Annotated in this window: 14 protein-coding genes and 1 pseudogene; 14 read left to right on the top strand and 1 reads right to left on the bottom strand. The window is 62.4% G+C overall.

Going from position 1 to position 16,025, the window contains the following annotated elements:
• Nucleotides 1-183: 183 nt before the first annotated feature.
• The 3 genes and pseudogenes from J8I87_RS44905 to J8I87_RS23995 all read left to right on the top strand — a co-directional run.
• Nucleotides 184-486, top strand: a pseudogene (locus J8I87_RS44905) (LysR substrate-binding domain-containing protein); the annotation flags it as partial.
• The gene (locus tag J8I87_RS24000) at nucleotides 483-884 is read left to right on the top strand and encodes a hypothetical protein (RefSeq protein ID WP_209934465.1); all 402 of its coding nucleotides are present in this window, start codon (nucleotides 483-485) and stop codon (nucleotides 882-884) included. The pseudogene J8I87_RS44905 and the gene J8I87_RS24000, both read left to right, overlap by 4 nt.
• Nucleotides 885-1,563: 679 nt before the next feature.
• Nucleotides 1,564-3,294 (top strand): ShlB/FhaC/HecB family hemolysin secretion/activation protein, encoded by a 1,731-nt coding sequence (locus J8I87_RS23995; protein ID WP_245254116.1) that lies wholly within the window; start codon nucleotides 1,564-1,566, stop codon nucleotides 3,292-3,294.
• Between the two features lie 327 nt (nucleotides 3,295-3,621).
• On the opposite strand, the gene J8I87_RS23990 is transcribed toward J8I87_RS23995, so the two are convergent.
• Nucleotides 3,622-5,025, bottom strand: a complete 1,404-nt coding sequence (locus J8I87_RS23990) for a GntP family permease (RefSeq protein ID WP_209934463.1) — start codon at nucleotides 5,023-5,025, stop codon at nucleotides 3,622-3,624.
• A gap of 304 nt (nucleotides 5,026-5,329) precedes the next feature.
• Between J8I87_RS23990 and J8I87_RS23985 the strand changes: the two genes are divergently transcribed.
• The 11 genes from J8I87_RS23985 (at nucleotide 5,330) to J8I87_RS23935 (ending at nucleotide 15,908) form a co-directional block, all read left to right on the top strand.
• The gene (locus J8I87_RS23985; protein ID WP_209934462.1) at nucleotides 5,330-6,790 is read left to right on the top strand and encodes a sigma-54-dependent Fis family transcriptional regulator; all 1,461 of its coding nucleotides are present in this window, start codon (nucleotides 5,330-5,332) and stop codon (nucleotides 6,788-6,790) included.
• Nucleotides 6,791-6,886: 96 nt separating this feature from the next.
• The gene (locus tag J8I87_RS23980; protein ID WP_409518793.1) at nucleotides 6,887-7,423 is read left to right on the top strand and encodes a BON domain-containing protein; all 537 of its coding nucleotides are present in this window, start codon (nucleotides 6,887-6,889) and stop codon (nucleotides 7,421-7,423) included.
• A 107-nt stretch (nucleotides 7,424-7,530) separates the two neighbouring features.
• Entirely contained in the window at nucleotides 7,531-7,809 is a 279-nt protein-coding gene (locus J8I87_RS23975) for a hypothetical protein (protein WP_245254115.1), read from the top strand.
• A 387-nt stretch (nucleotides 7,810-8,196) separates the two neighbouring features.
• Complete coding sequence (locus tag J8I87_RS23970) at nucleotides 8,197-8,400, top strand: hypothetical protein (RefSeq protein WP_209934461.1); 204 nt, start codon at nucleotides 8,197-8,199, stop codon at nucleotides 8,398-8,400.
• A gap of 201 nt (nucleotides 8,401-8,601) precedes the next feature.
• On the top strand, nucleotides 8,602-8,892 hold the full coding sequence (locus J8I87_RS23965) for an H-NS family nucleoid-associated regulatory protein (protein ID WP_209934460.1): 291 nt from the start codon (nucleotides 8,602-8,604) through the stop codon (nucleotides 8,890-8,892).
• Between the two features lie 608 nt (nucleotides 8,893-9,500).
• The gene (gene fae, locus J8I87_RS23960) at nucleotides 9,501-10,025 is read left to right on the top strand and encodes a formaldehyde-activating enzyme (protein ID WP_209934459.1); all 525 of its coding nucleotides are present in this window, start codon (nucleotides 9,501-9,503) and stop codon (nucleotides 10,023-10,025) included.
• A gap of 31 nt (nucleotides 10,026-10,056) precedes the next feature.
• Entirely contained in the window at nucleotides 10,057-11,100 is a 1,044-nt protein-coding gene (locus tag J8I87_RS23955; protein WP_209934458.1) for an aldo/keto reductase, read from the top strand.
• An 8-nt stretch (nucleotides 11,101-11,108) separates the two neighbouring features.
• The gene (locus J8I87_RS23950) at nucleotides 11,109-12,548 is read left to right on the top strand and encodes an NAD-dependent succinate-semialdehyde dehydrogenase (RefSeq protein ID WP_209934456.1); all 1,440 of its coding nucleotides are present in this window, start codon (nucleotides 11,109-11,111) and stop codon (nucleotides 12,546-12,548) included.
• 98 nt (nucleotides 12,549-12,646) lie between these two features.
• A complete protein-coding gene (locus tag J8I87_RS23945) occupies nucleotides 12,647-14,053 on the top strand; it encodes an MFS transporter (RefSeq protein WP_209934455.1) in 1,407 nt (468 codons plus the stop codon).
• Between the two features lie 463 nt (nucleotides 14,054-14,516).
• The gene (locus J8I87_RS23940; protein WP_209934454.1) at nucleotides 14,517-15,086 is read left to right on the top strand and encodes a fimbrial protein; all 570 of its coding nucleotides are present in this window, start codon (nucleotides 14,517-14,519) and stop codon (nucleotides 15,084-15,086) included.
• An 81-nt stretch (nucleotides 15,087-15,167) separates the two neighbouring features.
• A complete protein-coding gene (locus J8I87_RS23935; protein ID WP_209934453.1) occupies nucleotides 15,168-15,908 on the top strand; it encodes a fimbria/pilus periplasmic chaperone in 741 nt (246 codons plus the stop codon).
• The last annotated feature ends 117 nt before the right edge of the window (nucleotides 15,909-16,025 follow it).

Genomic DNA, 16,025 nt, shown 5'->3' with positions numbered 1-16,025 from the left:
CGCCAGGATGCGGCCGTGCATCTCGACCCCGGACAAGCCCGTCATCAGGACGTCGGAGATCAGGCAGGATGTCTCGGCGATGTGTCCGGATTGCAGGTATTCCTCAGCGGATGCGAACAACCGTGTCTGCTTGCCGAAAGAGCGCACGAGCGTGTCCGTCGCGAGGCGGATAGCTTCGTCGTGGTCACTTTCAATGATGCGGACCTGGTGCTGAAGGCTGTGCTCGACGGTCGCGGAATCGCTCAGATGCCGGCCTATCAGATTTGCGATCACATTTCGCGCAACGAACTCGTCACGGCTTTGAGGCAGCACATGCTGGACGACCAGGGCCACTACATTTGCTACCTCTGCCGACAGCATTTGCCGACGCGCATTCGCGTCTTCATCGACTTCATGACCGAGCAGATTCACGCGCTCGATCTGAATTGCCTGAGCGGATGCAATCCGGATCACGTCGGGCCTTCGGCAGAGGGGATGGCGGCATGAATCCGATTCTTTGGCCATACGCGGCCTTGGCGATTGTCTTTTGGGCATCATATGTGAAGCTGGCCTCACATACGGCGGGCGTGTCTTCGCTATTGCGGATATGCGTGTCGCCGGTGTCGGGCAGCATGATGCTTCTGCGAGGCGCGGCTTGCGTCGCGAAGACGGCGGGCGTGATGTTGAGCTTTGGCGGCTGCATCGATGCGGCCGGGTCGTTGTCGGGCGGGCTCGCGTTTAGTTTCGCCCATTCGGTCGTCTACGCGATGGCGAGCGTCGTCAGGTTCGCGGAGACGGCGAGGGGCGGGAAATATAGTCAATGTCCATTATCAATGGGCGCTGTTCCCCTGCTACAGAAGGACAGAGTCCTCGATGCTCAGGTCTGCACCATACGCCCTGATTGACGACCCAAAGTCCGCTCTGCGATTACCGAGCGGGCTTTTTTAGTCCTTCCAATTTGCTTGTCGCAATCGGATAAAGCTTATTTGTCCCCGTTCTGTTGTTTCCATAATTGTGCTGACAAAAATCAATAGTTATGTACTGCAAATCAATATAGATTTATCGGTTAAAGGAGACGACGCGGCGATACATGTATTTCCGGCACATCCGTTACAAAAATGAGTTCTAGCCACACTAGCGAAACGGGTGACAAACGAAATGGGAACGTTAGATATTTCCGACGACGGAACAACCATTAGCTGGATAGATGCAATGAATTGCTTTCAATGGATGGCATGAGCACCATCGTTGTCCGAATGGCAGTGCCTCCATACTGGAAACCAAACAGAGGAATCACTCGCAAAAGGTGTCTTCCGGTGCGAGAAGCTGAGTGCGATCGTGAAGAGATTATCGCTGCGCTATGCGAATTGACCGCTCAGCGATCACATTTCGGATTCCGCAAACGGGATGATCGCAGACCAGCTCCTGCCACAACTGCGCTAAAAGTCTTTTCAAATGAAACACAACATCAAGAAGAAGTCGGTCGCATTTCAAGCAGCTCCCTGCGGGAATATTCAACATTGGGCACATTTGTGTGTGAACGCAAGCGTCGTCGTTGGCATGTGCGCGAACGGCGGGGTTCAGATGGCCAATGCGGCGGACGCTCCTACCCCCGCAGACACCGCAGCCGCCGCACGCGCGAACGCCGAGCAGAACCAGCAACTACAGCAGCAGCGCGACGCACAGCAGCGCGGTCAAGCGGTTAACGCACCCGCCGTGCGCTCGACCGTGCCAAAGGCCGGGGCATATCCCGAAGTTCCTCACGAATCGCCGTGCTTTCGCATCGACACATTCGCGCTCGACGTACCCGCCGCACTGCCCGACATCGCGCGCAAGAACGGCGCATCCAATCTGCCGCTTGATCCCTTCTGGTTCGCGCGCGAATGGCTCGACCACTACAGGGGCGAATGTATCGGCAAGGTCGGACTCGACATTCTCACGAAGGGCTTGCAGCAGGCGATTCTGTCACGCGGCTACGTGACGACGCGCGTGCTGCTGCCCGAACAGGACTTATCGACGGGCACGCTTAAGGTCGCGCTCGTGCCGGGTGTCGTGCGGCATCTGCGCTTCGCCGATCCCGCTACCGGCGGCACATGGAAGTCCGCATTCCCAGCGCGCGACGGCGACCTGCTGAATCTGCGCGATCTTGAGCAGGGTCTTGAGCAGATGAAGCGCGTGGCGTCGCAGGACGTGGACATGAAGATCGAACCCACGGATGTCCCTGGCGAAAGTGACGTGGTGCTGAACGTGAAGCGCTCGAAGCCCTGGAGTTTCGTCGCGTCGGTTGACAACTCGGGGACGAAGGCGACGGGCAAATGGCAAGGCAACGTGAGCCTTGGCCTCGACAATCCGCTGGGCCTGAACGACGTGCTCGCGGTCGGGGCGAACCAGGACCTGTCGTTTGGCAACAAGACGCTCGGCTCGCACGGCTTCAACGGCTCGTATTCCGTACCGTGGGGCTACTGGACGGCGACGCTCTCGGGTAACACGAACACTTACTACCAGAACGTTGCCGGCGTGAACCAGACGTTTGTGTCGAGCGGCAATGCGCAGACCACAGCACTCAGACTCGCACGCGTGCTCTCTCGCAGCCAGAGCGATGTGCTCGGCGCGTATGTCCAGCTATCGAAGCGCTTTGGCGAGAGCTTCATCGCAGGCACGTCCATCCCGATCCAGCAACGCAACAACACGTTCATCGAGGCGGGCCTGACTGACAGGCATTATTTCGGCGCAGCGCAGTTCGACGGCACGCTAGGCTACCGTCAGGGCATACACGGCCTTGGCGCGACGGGCGATCCTGACCCGAGCCTGTATGGCCCTTCCCAGGACGGCAAGTCACTGCCAACCTACCTCTACAAGATGGCCGTGCTCGACGCGAACCTGTCGGTTCCGTTCGCCATCGCGACACAGAACTTCCGCTATGTGACGACGCTGCACGGCCAGTTCACGAACGACCCGCTGTTCTTCATCGACGACCTGACCATCGGCAGCCGCTACACGGTGCGCGGCTTCGACGGCGAGACGATGCTTGCGGCAGAGAAAGGCTTTTACTGGCGCAACGAACTGCAGTGGCCCATCTTCGAGACGGGACAGACGCTGTATGCGGGAATCGACTATGGACGCGTGTTCGGACCCGATACGGCGGCGCTTGTCGGCACGCAACTCGCGGGCGCAGTGATCGGCATTCGCGGCGGCATGCCGGCGAAGTACGCAGGGTTGATGTATGACCTGTTCGCGGGGACGCCCCTCTACAAGCCGGCCGGGTTTCCCACGTCACGTGTGACAGTGGGGGTGCAGGCGACGGCGCAATTCTGATCGAAAAAGGAAGTCCGGCGGGGGCCACGCGTACAAACACCCAGCCACGCGTTTTCGGCAAATCCCCGGCAAAGGGGCAACACCCGCGCCGCGACGCGCATCGCGGATGCACGCTAACGGGCAAAACACACCCCATCGCGGATGCCCGCGATGGGGCAAAGCGAACCTCCAAATGTCACCGCGTTTGCCGAAGTCCTCATGAACACGGCGAGGGGCAAACCAAAGACCTCGTCGCGGAAGACGAGTGGGATGTTGTCGCGAGTTCGTTTCTCGAACTCGCGGATGCAATAGTGGGCGGCGCCACGCGCTAGCGGCAAATCCGCCTGCTCAAACCAGACCGGTCGCGTAATAGAGCCCGATAACAAAGAACACAGCGAGCGTCTTGATCACCGTCACGGCGAAAATGTCCCGATACGACTCGCGGTGCGTCAATCCCGTGACGGCGAGCAGCGTAATCACAGCGCCGTTGTGCGGCAGCGTATCCATGCCGCCGCTCGCCATCGCGACCACGCGATGCAGCACATCCATCGGGATATGCGCCGCCTCTGCGCCTTTGATGAACAGATCCGACATCGCCGCGAGCGCGATGCTCATGCCGCCGGACGCCGACCCCGTGATACCTGCCAGCGAGCTGACCGATACGGCTGCGTTGACGAGCGGATTCGGGATGCTCTTGAGCGCGTCGCTGACCACGATGAAGCCCGGCAGTGCCGCGATCACGCCGCCGAAGCCATACTCCGATGCCGTATTCAGCGAAGCGAGCAGCGCGCCGCCGACGGCCGCCTTCGTCCCGGATGCAAAGCGTTCCTGCACGCGGCTGAACGCCGTCACGACGACGAGCAGAATGCCGAGCAGCAGCGCGCCCTCGACCGACCAGATCGCGACCACCGACTTGATCGTCGCCGTCACCGGGCCGCCGTGGTTTCCGGGCAGCACGTCAGTCGCCACGGTGTACGACGCGCCGTACCAGTCGGGAATCATGCGCGTCAGCACGAAGTTCGCCACGCCGACGAGAACGAGCGGTGCGATCGCGAGCAGCGGATGCGGCAGCTTATCGGTTTCGATCGGTTCCGGTTCGTTGAGGAGCGACGTGCCGTAGCCTTCGCCCTTCGCCATTGCCGAGCGGCGGCGCCATTCGAGGAACGACAGGCCCACGACGATGATGAACAGCGACCCGGCGATACCGAGGCCGGGCGCGGCCCAGGCGGTGGTCTTGAAGAACGTCGACGGGATGATGTTCTGGATCTGCGGCGTACCCGGCAGCGAATCCATCGTGAACGAGAACGCGCCCAGTGCGATCGCGCCCGGCATCAGGCGCTTCGGAATATTGCTCTGGCGATACAGTTCCGCGGCGAACGGATACACCGCGAACACGACCACGAACAGCGACACGCCGCCGTACGTCAGCAGCGCGCACACGGCGACGATCACCGCGTTCGCGCGCGCACGGCCGATGTAGCGGATCGCCGAATGCACGATCGACGCGGCGAAGCCCGACAGTTCGATCACCTTGCCGAACACGGCGCCGAGCAGAAACACCGGGAAATACAGCTTCACGAAGACGACCATCTTCTCCATGAAGATGCCGGAAAACACGGGCGCGACGGCGGCCGGATCGACCAGCAGCACCGCGCCGAGCGCGGCGATCGGCGCGACGAGAATCACGCTGTAGCCGCGATAGGCGGCAAACATCAGGAACGCCAGGGCGGCGAGGACGATGACAAAAGCCAATTGAGTCTCCAATGCTTGGTTGTTCTACGTGGACGCGCGCAATGCGAAGCGCGGCGGCCGGGCCCTTTTTAGCAGGTTCCATGCCATGTCCATTTCACGCGGCTTTCTGGCCCGAGCGGCCGAATCCGCGGCGATAATCCGAACGATTGTACAGAACCGTCTTCAATTGGAGACGAAATTTCACGTTCGGATTTCGACGGGGCGAAGCATACCTTATTCAACGGGGTTCTTGCATGTCTACTACGTGAGATAATCCGTCCACGAATTGAGACAGCAAGCATAAAAATCAGGAGACAGCGACAACATGATGAACGACTGGTCAGGCCTGCCCGCGACCTACGGCGACGTCCTGCGCCGCGCGATGGACTCGCTTTTCCGCACATTCGAGAACTTCAGCGAAGGCACGTTCATCGTCGATGCCGATGCGCGCGTCGTGTGGATCAACAAACGCTACGCGGCGCGCTTCGGCTTTTCCGACCCGCAGCAGGCGATCGGCCGCGACTGCGAAGCGGTGATCCCGAACAGCCTGATGCGCGAAGTCGTGATGACGGGCAAGCCTATCCTGCTCGATATCCTCGAAACCGACCGCGAACCGCTCGTCGTCACGCGTCTGCCGTTGAAGGACGATGCGGGCAAGGTGGTCGGCGGCGTGGGTTTCGCGCTCTTCGACGAGATGAAGGCGCTCACGCCGTTGTTCTCGCACTACTCGCGCGTGCAGCAGGAACTGATCGCGACGCGCCAGTCGCTCGCGCAGGCGCGCCGCGCGAAGTACACGTTCGCGAGCTTCGTCGGCACGAGCGCGGCGAGTCTCGAAGTGAAGCGCCAGGCACGCCGCGCGGCGCAAATCGATTCGCCCGTGCTGCTGCTCGGCGAAACGGGCACGGGCAAGGAGCTGCTTGCGCACGCGATACACGGCGCGTCTGCGCGCTCGACGAAGCCGCTCGTCACCGTCAACGTCGCGGCCATTCCCGACGCGCTGCTCGAAGTCGAATTTTTCGGCGCTGCGCCTGGCGCCTATACGGGCGCGGACCGCAAGGGTCGCGTCGGCAAGTTCGAGCTGGCCGATGGCGGGACGCTGTTTCTCGACGAGATCGGCGACATGCCTTTGCCGCTGCAAGGCAAGCTGTTGCGCGTTCTGCAGGACCGCGAGTTCGAGCCGCTCGGCTCGAACCGCATCGTGCGCGCCGATGTGCGGATCATCGCGGCGACCTCGGCCGATCTGCCCGCGCTCGTCGCCGAGGGGCGCTTTCGCCCGGACCTGTTCTATCGCCTGAACGTGCTGACCATTCACGCGCCGCCGTTGCGCGAGCGGCAAACGGATATCGAGGCGCTCGCGTACACGATTCTCGAAGATCTGGCGACGCAGGTGCGCGGCGGCCATTTCGAATTGCACGAGGATGCGCTGCGTCTGCTGTGTGCGTACGGCTGGCCCGGCAACGTGCGCGAGTTGCGCAACACGCTGGAACGTGCCGTGATGCTGTCGGACAGCGAACGGATCGATGCGCGCGCGCTCGCGCCGTTCATCGGACCGCTGCGCGGACAGGTTTCGTTCGAAGCGCCCGCGTCCGTCGAGACGGCTTCGGCCCACGCATCGGACGGCGCGCAGCCGCAGCAGTGGGCCGACGCGATGGCGGCGTTCGAAAAGCGCTTTCTCGACGAGGCGTTGCGCGCCTGCGATGGACGCGTCACGGAAGCGGCCGCCCGCATCGGCATGGGACGCGCGACGCTCTACAAGAAGATCGCCGCGTACGGTATCGACGTGTGACCGTCGTCGCGGGCGGGCGGCCGGACTCGCCGCAAGCGTGATCGCGCAGTACGATCGTGGTGGCGGCAACGAGGCGAACGCGAAGGAGGCTCGGGTATGGCGCGCTGGATCGCAGGGTTCATGCTGTTCATTGCGAGCACGGCTTTCGATGCGCTGTGCGCGCAGCAAGCATCGTCAGCGGCCGTATCGGCGACGGAACTGCGCAACTGGTACCACGATCCGTTTTTCACGCTCTCGCACGCGATCGTCGACTGCCCGGTGCCGCTCGGCCCGATGATGACGCGCGCGCAAATGGAGGACGACGCGCATTATCGCGTGGAGCGGGGCACGACCTGCTGGCTCGCGCACAAGTGCAGCAAGCCGAACTCGTATATGTACGACGCTGATATCGCCAACGCGATTCACACGCGATTCATGAATCCGCATGCATTCGACGGCACGAGCCTGTGGATCACGGTGCAACGCCGCTTCGTCTATGCGGAAGGCTGCGCGCCTGCATCGTTCGACAGACAGGCTTTGCAGCAGCAGCTCGAAGCGATTCCGGATGTCGAGCAGGTGTTCGTGCGCATCGGCGCGAACCCGCGCGGCCCCGTGCCCTACAAGACGCTTGCGGAGCCCGGCAAGCCGCAATAGGCAACCCGGCTATGCGCGGCAAGCCGTGCAGACCGCGATAAGCGCAACGCAAGGCGGCCATGGCACAATCGCGATCGTCGAAAAACAAGTGGCCAACGGGGTTTTAGATGAAACGCAGTCAAACATCCGCGATGCGCGCGACGCGGTGGGTTCGCGGCGCGTCCCTTGCCGCCGTCGTCGCGATGACGGGCGGGCTTGCCGCATGCAGCAGCGCGCCGCCGCTGTTCTCGAAGGACGGCCGGCCTACCACGCTGGTCCAATGCCCGGCCGGTTCCGACAACTGCGAACAGCAGGCGCAGGCGATGTGCGGCGGCACATTCGATACGCTGCGCGTCACCACCGACAACGGCGTGCGCAGCCTGCTGTACGCGTGCCGCACGAAGTAAGCCGACACTTCGCCCGCGACGCCAGGCGCCCCGCGCCCGCCGTGCCGGGAAGCCATTTCTCGCCGTATTCACATTGGGTCGTCAGCACGCGGGCAGTTTTCTCGCATGCATCGCACAACCGTTTGCCGGCGTGACCCGATACCCGATGCACGCGTTGCGCCGACGCATCGCGCGCGGCGCTTCCGTGCGGAGCCCAACGGAACGCTTCGCTTTCCTCGTATAGATTGTCGAACAGCGAATGCGACAGCGCTCGCTTTAAAAGCGCTGTCGATCGATTCCGGGAAGGGTATGCAGGCAACAGACAACATAGAGAGAGCGGCAGCCGATTTCCCGCGGCGCATTTCGTGCCATTAAATGACGCCCTCGCAAGGGGCGACGGGGAAGGCAATGAATCACGAGCAGATCGAGAGAGACATCGAGCACCTGGAACGCGTCATATCGCGCATCTCCGTCGCCGACGGGATTCCGCTGTCATACTGGCGCAACCGTATCGCGTCGGTGTCGCTGGGCGCGCAGCTGCCGTCGCAGGTCAAGCGTGTTCAGAAGCTCAGCGACGCACTGCACGCGATCGAAGTTCGTTACAGGCGCTGAGCGCTATCGCCTTTCGCGCGCCGGTTCGTTCGACATCTCCGGGCCAGTGCGCTGTCATCGCGACGGCATCGACGACTGCTCCGCAGCGTCGTCGACGGCGCGGGCACTCGTGAATCTCTGACAGCACGGCGCTGCTACCCGGCACTTTTTAGGTCTGGTACGGTCACAGTTGCCGTACAGCTTCGAAGGAGACTTTGCCCGATGGCCACATATAAACAGCTGACCGCCCAGCTCGAAAAACTGCAGAAAGAGATGGAAGTCGCGCGCGAGCAGGAAGTGACTCAGGCGATCGCTGATATCAAACAGAAGATCGCCGACTACGGCATCACGGCCGAAGAACTCGGCTTTTCGAGCAAGCCGCGCGTGCCGCGCAAGCCCGCGCTGCCGCCGAAGTACCGCAACCCGAAGACAGGCGAAACCTGGAGCGGACGTGGCCGCGCACCAGGATGGCTCACGGGCAAGAATCGCGACAAGTTTCTGATCAGCGAATGATCGCCGGGCGATCGCCCATCGATGTCCGATGGGCGCGTTCGATTTAACGGCGCGCCGCCGTGCTTTTTCCGTTTCTCTTTCCGTTTCCCTTTCCGTTTCCCTTTCCCGTAGCGGTATCGACGTTCGGCCAGGCAAGCCGTTACAGTGAGCCAATGCGCGCCTGATGCGCGCACCGTTGCTGCGGTCCCGAAAACTCTCACCTTTGCGCTGCGCGGTTCGCTCGAAAGCGCGCGGCGTGCCGCCTGCCGATCGTCACTCGAAGCACGGCGAGAATCTTTCGCGCCGACCCGGCACGTGTCCTCAAAGCCTTGTGCAGCAACGGTTTGCGGCTTGCGGCCGGAATCGTGGATGGCGTTCGCGCCCGCGGTCCGGCACGCGCGTGCTCGGTATTCGAAGGTCGTTGTGGACCCGCGCCGCGCCCCTTCTGACGCCGTCTTTCGCGCGTCCCGAAAACGCTCACCTCAGCGATCCGATTGCCGAAGCCGCTCGTCAGTGGAAACCCGGAGTTGAGTGCGCCTCATACCCCGGATCAAAAAACATCGCTTCATCGTCCAGCTTTTCGGCCAGCACAATCAGCGCATCCAAATCAACCTGATGGAACGGGACAAATGAGCGCTACCACTGAAAAGCAACTGTATATCGGCGAAGGTTTCGAAGGCCCGGGGGTCAACCTCGCGCACATCAACGTGCTGGTCGGCCCGCGCAACGGCCCGGCTGGCCAGGCCTTCGCAACCGCGCTTTCGACGCCTTCCGCCGGCCACGCGCCGTTCGTCGTGATCGCGCGTCCGGGCGTGCCGACCAAGCCGCTGACGCTTTATGTGAACAAGGCGCAGATCGAAGGCGACTTCCACGGCAACGCGACGTGGGGCGCATCGCAGGCGGGCATCGCGAAGGCGGTGGCCGAGTCGCTGGAGAACGGCACGCTGCCGCCCGAAGCGGAAAACGACTGGGTTGTCGTGTCGGCGAACTGGGTCAACCCGAAGACCGACGATCTCGACGCCGTCTTCGAGAACAACTACCGCGCCTGCAAGAACGCGATCCTCGCGGCGATCAAGGGCCTGCCGCACAAGGAAGAAGTGTTCGCCGCCGCGCGCGAAGTATCGAACCCGTTCTACACGCCGAAGCAGCGCTAAGCCCTCAGCGGCAACAGTCAGGAGAGAAGCAATGGAATACGTTCGCCTCGGCCAGTCGGGCCTGAAGGTTTCGCGTCTGTGCCTCGGCACGATGAACATGGGCACGCCGCAATGGAAGCCGTGGATTTTCGATGAAGCGCAAAGCGAGCCGATCGTGCGTCACGCGCTCGAAGCCGGCGTCAACTTCATCGACCTCGCGGACTTCTACTCGACGGGCGTCGGCGAAGAAGTGGTCGGCCGCATCCTGAAGCGCCTCGCGCGCCGCGAGGAAATCGTCGTGACGACCAAGGTCGGCTACGACATGGGCGCGTATCAGAACGCGGGCGGCCACTCGCGCAAGCACATCATGGACGGCATCGACGGGTCGCTTACGCGTCTGGGCATGGATTACGTCGATATCTACATGCTGCATTTCTTCGACGTCAACACGCCTGTCGAGGAAACGATGGGCGCGCTCAACGACATCGTGCGCGCGGGCAAAGCGCGCTATATCGGCGTATCGACGATGTACACGTGGCAGTTCGCGAAGATCATGCAGGTCTGCGAGCGCAACGGCTGGCATAAGCCGATCAACATGCAACTGCAGCTGAACCTCGCGTATCGCGAGGAAGAGCGCGAAATGATTCCGTACTGCCAGGATCAGGGTGTCGGCGTATCGGTGTTCAGCCCGCTCGCACGCGGTCTCCTGACGAGCGATCTGCAATCGACGCGCAATCAGACCGACTTCTTCACCGCGCAAATGTACGGCGACGTGGCATCGCGCGAGATCGCGGCGTCGGTGGCGCGCGTCGCGGCGAAGCGCGGCGTGTCGGCGGCGCAGATCGCGCAGGCGTGGGTGCTGCAACGCGAAGGCATCGCGAGCATGCTGGTCGGCGCGGATTCGCCGGCGCAGTTCGACAGCGCATTGGCCGCGCTTGACACGAAGTTCGACGCGGACGAACTGCACGAGCTGGAGCGCAACTACACGCCGTGCGATCTGATCAACGACTACACGGCGGGCAAGCGCATCGCGCGCGAAGCGCGTCCGGCGCAAGGCGTGTTCGCCGATGTGTCCAGCCTGGGTAAAGCGGCATGAGTGGCAACATGAGCGAATTTCTGCGCACAGGCCACTACATCAACGGCAAGTGGTGTGAAAGCGCGAATACGTATGCCGTTCGCAATCCGGCCACGGGCGAGGTGATCGCGAACGTCGCGAAGGGCGGCGCGCAGGAAACGGCGCAGGCCATCGACGCCGCCGAGCGCGCTTTTCCCGCCTGGCGCGCGCTGACGGCCAAGGAGCGCGGCGCACGCGTGAAGCGTTGGGGCGAGCTGATGATCGAGCATCGCGATGCGCTCGCTGAGCTTTTGACGCGCGAGCAAGGCAAGCCGCTCGCCGAAGCGCAGGGCGAAGTCGGCTACGCGGCGAGCTTCTTCGAATGGTTCGCGGAAGAGGCGAAGCGCAGCTACGGCGACGTGATTCCGAGTCCGAAGCCCGCTTCAAAGATCATCGTGACGCGTGAACCCGTCGGCGTGGTCGCCGCGATCACGCCCTGGAACTTCCCGCTCGCGATGATCACGCGCAAGGCCGGCCCTGCCATCGCGGCAGGCTGCACGATGGTGCTGAAGCCTTCGGAAGAGACGCCGTTGTCCGCGTTCGCGCTAGCCGTGCTCGCCGAGCGCGCGGGTATTCCGGCAGGCGTGTTCAATATCGTGTCGGGCGATGCGGTGGCGATCGGCGGCGTGCTGACGGAGTCGCCTGTCGTGCGCAAGCTGTCGTTCACCGGCTCGACGCGCGTCGGCAAGCTGCTCGCAAAGCAGTCGGCGGATACGCTGAAGAAGCTGTCGCTGGAATTGGGCGGCAACGCGCCGTTCATCGTGTTCGACGACGCCGACATCGATGCCGCCGTGCAAGGCGCGATCGCGTCGAAGTTCCGCAACACGGGACAGACGTGCGTGTGCGTGAACCGCTTCTATGTGCAGGACGGCATCTACGATGCGTTCACAAAAGCGCTGACGCAAGCCGTGAAGGAGATGCGTGTCGGTGACGCGCTGAAGGGCGACGTCGAACAAGGTCCGCTGATCAATGAAGCCGCCTTGACGAAAGTTGAAGCTCACATCGCGGACGCGTTGCAACATGGCGCGAAGGCGCTGACGGGCGGCAGGCGTCACGCGCTGGGCGGCACGTTCTACGAGCCGACGGTGCTCATCGACGCGACGCAATCGATGCAAATCGCCGCCGAGGAAACCTTCGGCCCCGTCGCCGCATGCTTCCGTTTCAAGACGGAAGACGAAGCGATCAAGGCCGCGAACGATACGCCGTTCGGACTTTCCGCGTACTTCTATACGCGCGATCTCGGCCGTGCGTGGCGCGTCGCGGAAGCGCTGGAAAGCGGCATGGTCGGCATCAACGAAGGCATCATCTCGACGGAAGTCGCGCCGTTTGGCGGCGTCAAGCAGTCGGGCCTCGGCCGCGAAGGCTCGAAGTACGGCATGGATGAGTACGTCGAGCTGAAGTACATGATGATGGGCGGTCTCGGCCGCTAGTCGTCAGCGGTTCGTCCGCCACGCGCGGCGGATAGCAAGGGAGTGCGCGTCCCGGCGCGAGTCACGGGACGCGCGATAAAAAATGGAAAGGAGACATCTTGAGCGATCAAGACCTGCTTGCACGGCCGTCCGGCCCCGCTTCGTCATCCCCGCGCGTACACGCGCCAGGCCAATCGGAACTGTCGAATCGCGCGAACCCCGTCTCGCTCGATGACGTCCCACTCAACGCATTTCACATCAAGATCGCCGGACTGACGTTCGGCGCGCACTTCACGGAAGGCTACGCGCTCGGCACGATCGGCTATGCGCTCGCGATGCTCAACAAGCAGATGCCGCTCGACGCGTTCTGGCAAGGGATGATAGGCAGCTCGGCGCTGATGGGCATCTTTGCCGGCAGCCTCGTGTTCGGCTGGCTGTCGGACCGCATGGGACGGCAGCGCATCTTCCTGTTGAGCTTCCTGATCATCACGTTGGCGGCGTTCGCGCAGTTCTATGTGGCGTCGCCCGCGATGCTGTGCGCGCTGCGTGTGCTGATCGGCTTCGGCATGGGCGGCGATTTCGCCGTCGGTCACGCGATCCTCGCGGAGTTCTCGCCGCGCAAGCATCGCGGCACGCTGCTCGGCTCGTTCAGCGTGATCTGGACCGTCGGCTATGTCGTCGCCAACGTGCTCGGCATGCACTACGCGGATGCGTCGCCCGATGCGTGGCGCTGGCTGCTGGCATCGGCGGGCGTGCCCGCGCTCGCCGTGTTGTTCATGCGGATCGGCACGCCGGAATCGCCGCGCTGGCTGCATGGCAAAGGACGTGTTGCTGAAGCGCAGGCCATCGTTCTAAAGTACTTCGGCTCGAACGTCACGCTCGACGGCGCGCACGATGAGCACGCGCATGGCGCGCACGGCGGTTTTGCGCGCCTGTTCAAACCCGACCTGATCCGTCGCACGATTTTCAACTGTGCGTTCTTCGTGTGTCTCGTGATTCCGTACTTCGCGATTTACACGTTCCTGCCGTCGATCCTCAAGGCGATTCATCTCGACAACGGTTCGGGCGCGGACTTCCTGCTCAACGGCTTTCTGGTGCTCGGCGCGCTGCTCGGCATCTGGCTGACGATCGCGCTGTCGCGCCGCCGCTTCCTGATCGGCTCGTTTGCGGTGACGTGTCTGTCGCTGTTCGCGTTGAGCGTGCTGCCCGAGTCGGCGACACTCGCGATGATCGCCGCGTTTGCCGTGTTCACGCTGACGATGTCGGCGTTCTCGAATCTCGTCGGCGTGTTTCCGCCCGAGTGCTTCCCGACGGAAGTGCGCGCGTGCGGCGTCGGACTCGCTATCGCATGCAGCCGGCTCGGTTCCGCTATCGGCACGTTCCTGCTGCCGCTCGGCATTGCGCAACTCGGCTTCCATTCGACGATGCTCGCTTTGTCGGCGGTGCTGCTGGTCGGCATGATCGTGTCGATTGCGTGGGCGCCTGAAACCAAGCATCTGACATTGAACCAGGCGAGCGGCCGCTAGCGGCTCGCAAGTCCCAACTCCCTTCTTTGGTTAAAGCCCGAAGCGCCCGATGCGGGTGCTTCGGGCTTTTTGCATTGGCGCGTGCCGACGGTGCGAATCGCGAATTGCGGTGCGTCGTCCGTGTCTTTCCGAGATACGAGGGCCGTTGCTGAGATTCATCGGACGTATCGCGTAAATCGACAATGAGTCTCAATAACGCAAAGGTGTTCGCTCAGTTCGTTGCGTGGTTTGTTCTAGATCGAAAAGATGTAGATTCTTCATATCTCAGAAAATTGAGACTTCTCTTAAAGATTCTCGATCAAAGGTTTTTTAAGATTCTTCACATGCTGTACATCGCAAGACGGTCATAACCGACCAGGCACAAGCGAACGGCGTAAGCGGTGCGGCCTGACAAGCTGAATGTCGTACCGCTGGTTTTACGAAGCAATCCTTTGTTCAATGAGATTTCTTAAAGAGCACCACTATGAAAAAGCGCATTATTCCCACCGTCGCCGCCGCCGCTCTTGGGGCCGCCAGCCTTCTGTCGATCAACGCGCACGCCGCTGACGGCACGATCACGATCAACGGCGCCGTGTCGGACACGACCTGCTCGATCAACGGCGTCACGACCGGCTCGCCCGCGAACGTTAGCGCGACCTTGCCGACGGTTCCCACGGGCTCGCTGTCGGCGGCTGGCGCGACGGCCGGCACGTCGAATCTCGGCGACATCCAGTTCGCGCTGACGGGCTGCTCGGGCGCCGCAACCAAGGCTGTTGCGCGCTTCGAGAACGGGCCTACCGTCGACCAGAGCAGCGGCTACCTCGTCAACGAGGCGAGCGCTTCGCCGGCACAGAATGTCGAGGTGCGTCTGCTGAACGCGCAGATGCAGCCGATCAACGTTCTGACCAACACGAACAACGCCGTCGCCACCAACGGCGCGACGATCTCGGGCGGTGCGGCGACACTGAACTACTTCGCGCAGTACTACGCGACGGGCAAGGCACAGGCGGGCAGTGTGAACACGTCGGTGCAATACACGATGCAGTACCAGTAAGCGGCATCCGGAGGGCGTCTGTTTCGGCAAACGCCTTCCTGACCGGGTTGTTTCGAACAATGCGTGACTAGAGGTAAAGCGATGAAATCGTTGGGCCGGTTGCTGGCGGGTCTGGGTGTGGCGTGTGCGCTGTTCGCTGGCGCGGCGCAAGCGAGCGTGACGATCGGCGGCACGCGGGTCGTGTATCCGCTCGATCAGCGCGAGGTGACCGTCAAGCTGAACAATGACAGCCACACGCCGTCGCTGGTGCAGGTCTGGATGGACGACGGCGACCCCAATACAAAGCCTGCGGAGAGCAAGACACCGTTCGTGATCACGCCGCCGATTTTCCGCATGGACGCGGGCAAGGCGCAGACGTTGCGCGTGATGTACACAGGCGATGCGTTGCCGCAGGATCGCGAGTCGGTCTATTGGCTCAATGTGCTGGATGTGCCGCCCAAAGCCGATGCCGCGCCCGACGCTAACACGCTGCAATTTGCCTATCGCACGCGCATCAAGGTCTTCGTGCGTCCGCCGAAACTGCCCGGCACGCCAGACGCAGCGCCGCGGCAGCTCGACTGGAAGGTCGTGCCCGCGCCGCAAGGCAAGGGGCAGGCGCTGGCGGTGTCGAATCCGACGGCGTATCACGTGTCGTTCAGCGAGATCACGGTGTCGGCCAACGGCGCGACGTACAAGAACGAAAAGGGCGGCATGGTCGCGCCGCACGGCAAGGAAATCATCGACGTGCCTCAGATGAACGGCGTGCAGTCCGGCAACGTGCACTACATCGCGATCAACGACTTCGGCGGCGCGATCGAAGGCGATTCGTCCATCGCTCCTTGAGCCACAATTCGTGCTTCATGATGTGTCGCTGTATTCGACGCATCTCTTTTCCCTCATATCTCGAAAAGACGTGGACGCGTCATCTTGCGAATCGCGCTGCGCCATGCCAAACAAGGC

Origin of the sequence: Paraburkholderia sp. LEh10, from assembly GCF_017814945.1 — a bacterium.
Classification (GTDB): Bacteria; Pseudomonadota; Gammaproteobacteria; order Burkholderiales; family Burkholderiaceae; genus Paraburkholderia.
This window is presented reverse-complemented; position numbering and strand designations above follow the sequence as displayed.

What these genes read in the sequence shown, in the direction of transcription:
- J8I87_RS23935 (WP_209934453.1), top strand. Translation starts at nt 15,168, where the DNA reads ATGAAATCGTTGGGCCGGTTGCTGGCGGGTCTGGGTGTGGCGTGTGCG.
- J8I87_RS23995 (WP_245254116.1), top strand. Translation starts at nt 1,564, where the DNA reads ATGGCCAATGCGGCGGACGCTCCTACCCCCGCAGACACCGCAGCCGCC.
- J8I87_RS23955 (WP_209934458.1), top strand. Translation starts at nt 10,057, where the DNA reads ATGGAATACGTTCGCCTCGGCCAGTCGGGCCTGAAGGTTTCGCGTCTG.
- J8I87_RS23950 (WP_209934456.1), top strand. Translation starts at nt 11,109, where the DNA reads ATGAGCGAATTTCTGCGCACAGGCCACTACATCAACGGCAAGTGGTGT.
- J8I87_RS23940 (WP_209934454.1), top strand. Translation starts at nt 14,517, where the DNA reads ATGAAAAAGCGCATTATTCCCACCGTCGCCGCCGCCGCTCTTGGGGCC.
- J8I87_RS23980 (WP_409518793.1), top strand. Translation starts at nt 6,887, where the DNA reads ATGGCGCGCTGGATCGCAGGGTTCATGCTGTTCATTGCGAGCACGGCT.
- J8I87_RS23985 (WP_209934462.1), top strand. Translation starts at nt 5,330, where the DNA reads ATGATGAACGACTGGTCAGGCCTGCCCGCGACCTACGGCGACGTCCTG.
- J8I87_RS23965 (WP_209934460.1), top strand. Translation starts at nt 8,602, where the DNA reads ATGGCCACATATAAACAGCTGACCGCCCAGCTCGAAAAACTGCAGAAA.
- J8I87_RS23975 (WP_245254115.1), top strand. Translation starts at nt 7,531, where the DNA reads ATGAAACGCAGTCAAACATCCGCGATGCGCGCGACGCGGTGGGTTCGC.
- fae (WP_209934459.1), top strand. Translation starts at nt 9,501, where the DNA reads ATGAGCGCTACCACTGAAAAGCAACTGTATATCGGCGAAGGTTTCGAA.
- J8I87_RS23970 (WP_209934461.1), top strand. Translation starts at nt 8,197, where the DNA reads ATGAATCACGAGCAGATCGAGAGAGACATCGAGCACCTGGAACGCGTC.
- J8I87_RS24000 (WP_209934465.1), top strand. Translation starts at nt 483, where the DNA reads ATGAATCCGATTCTTTGGCCATACGCGGCCTTGGCGATTGTCTTTTGG.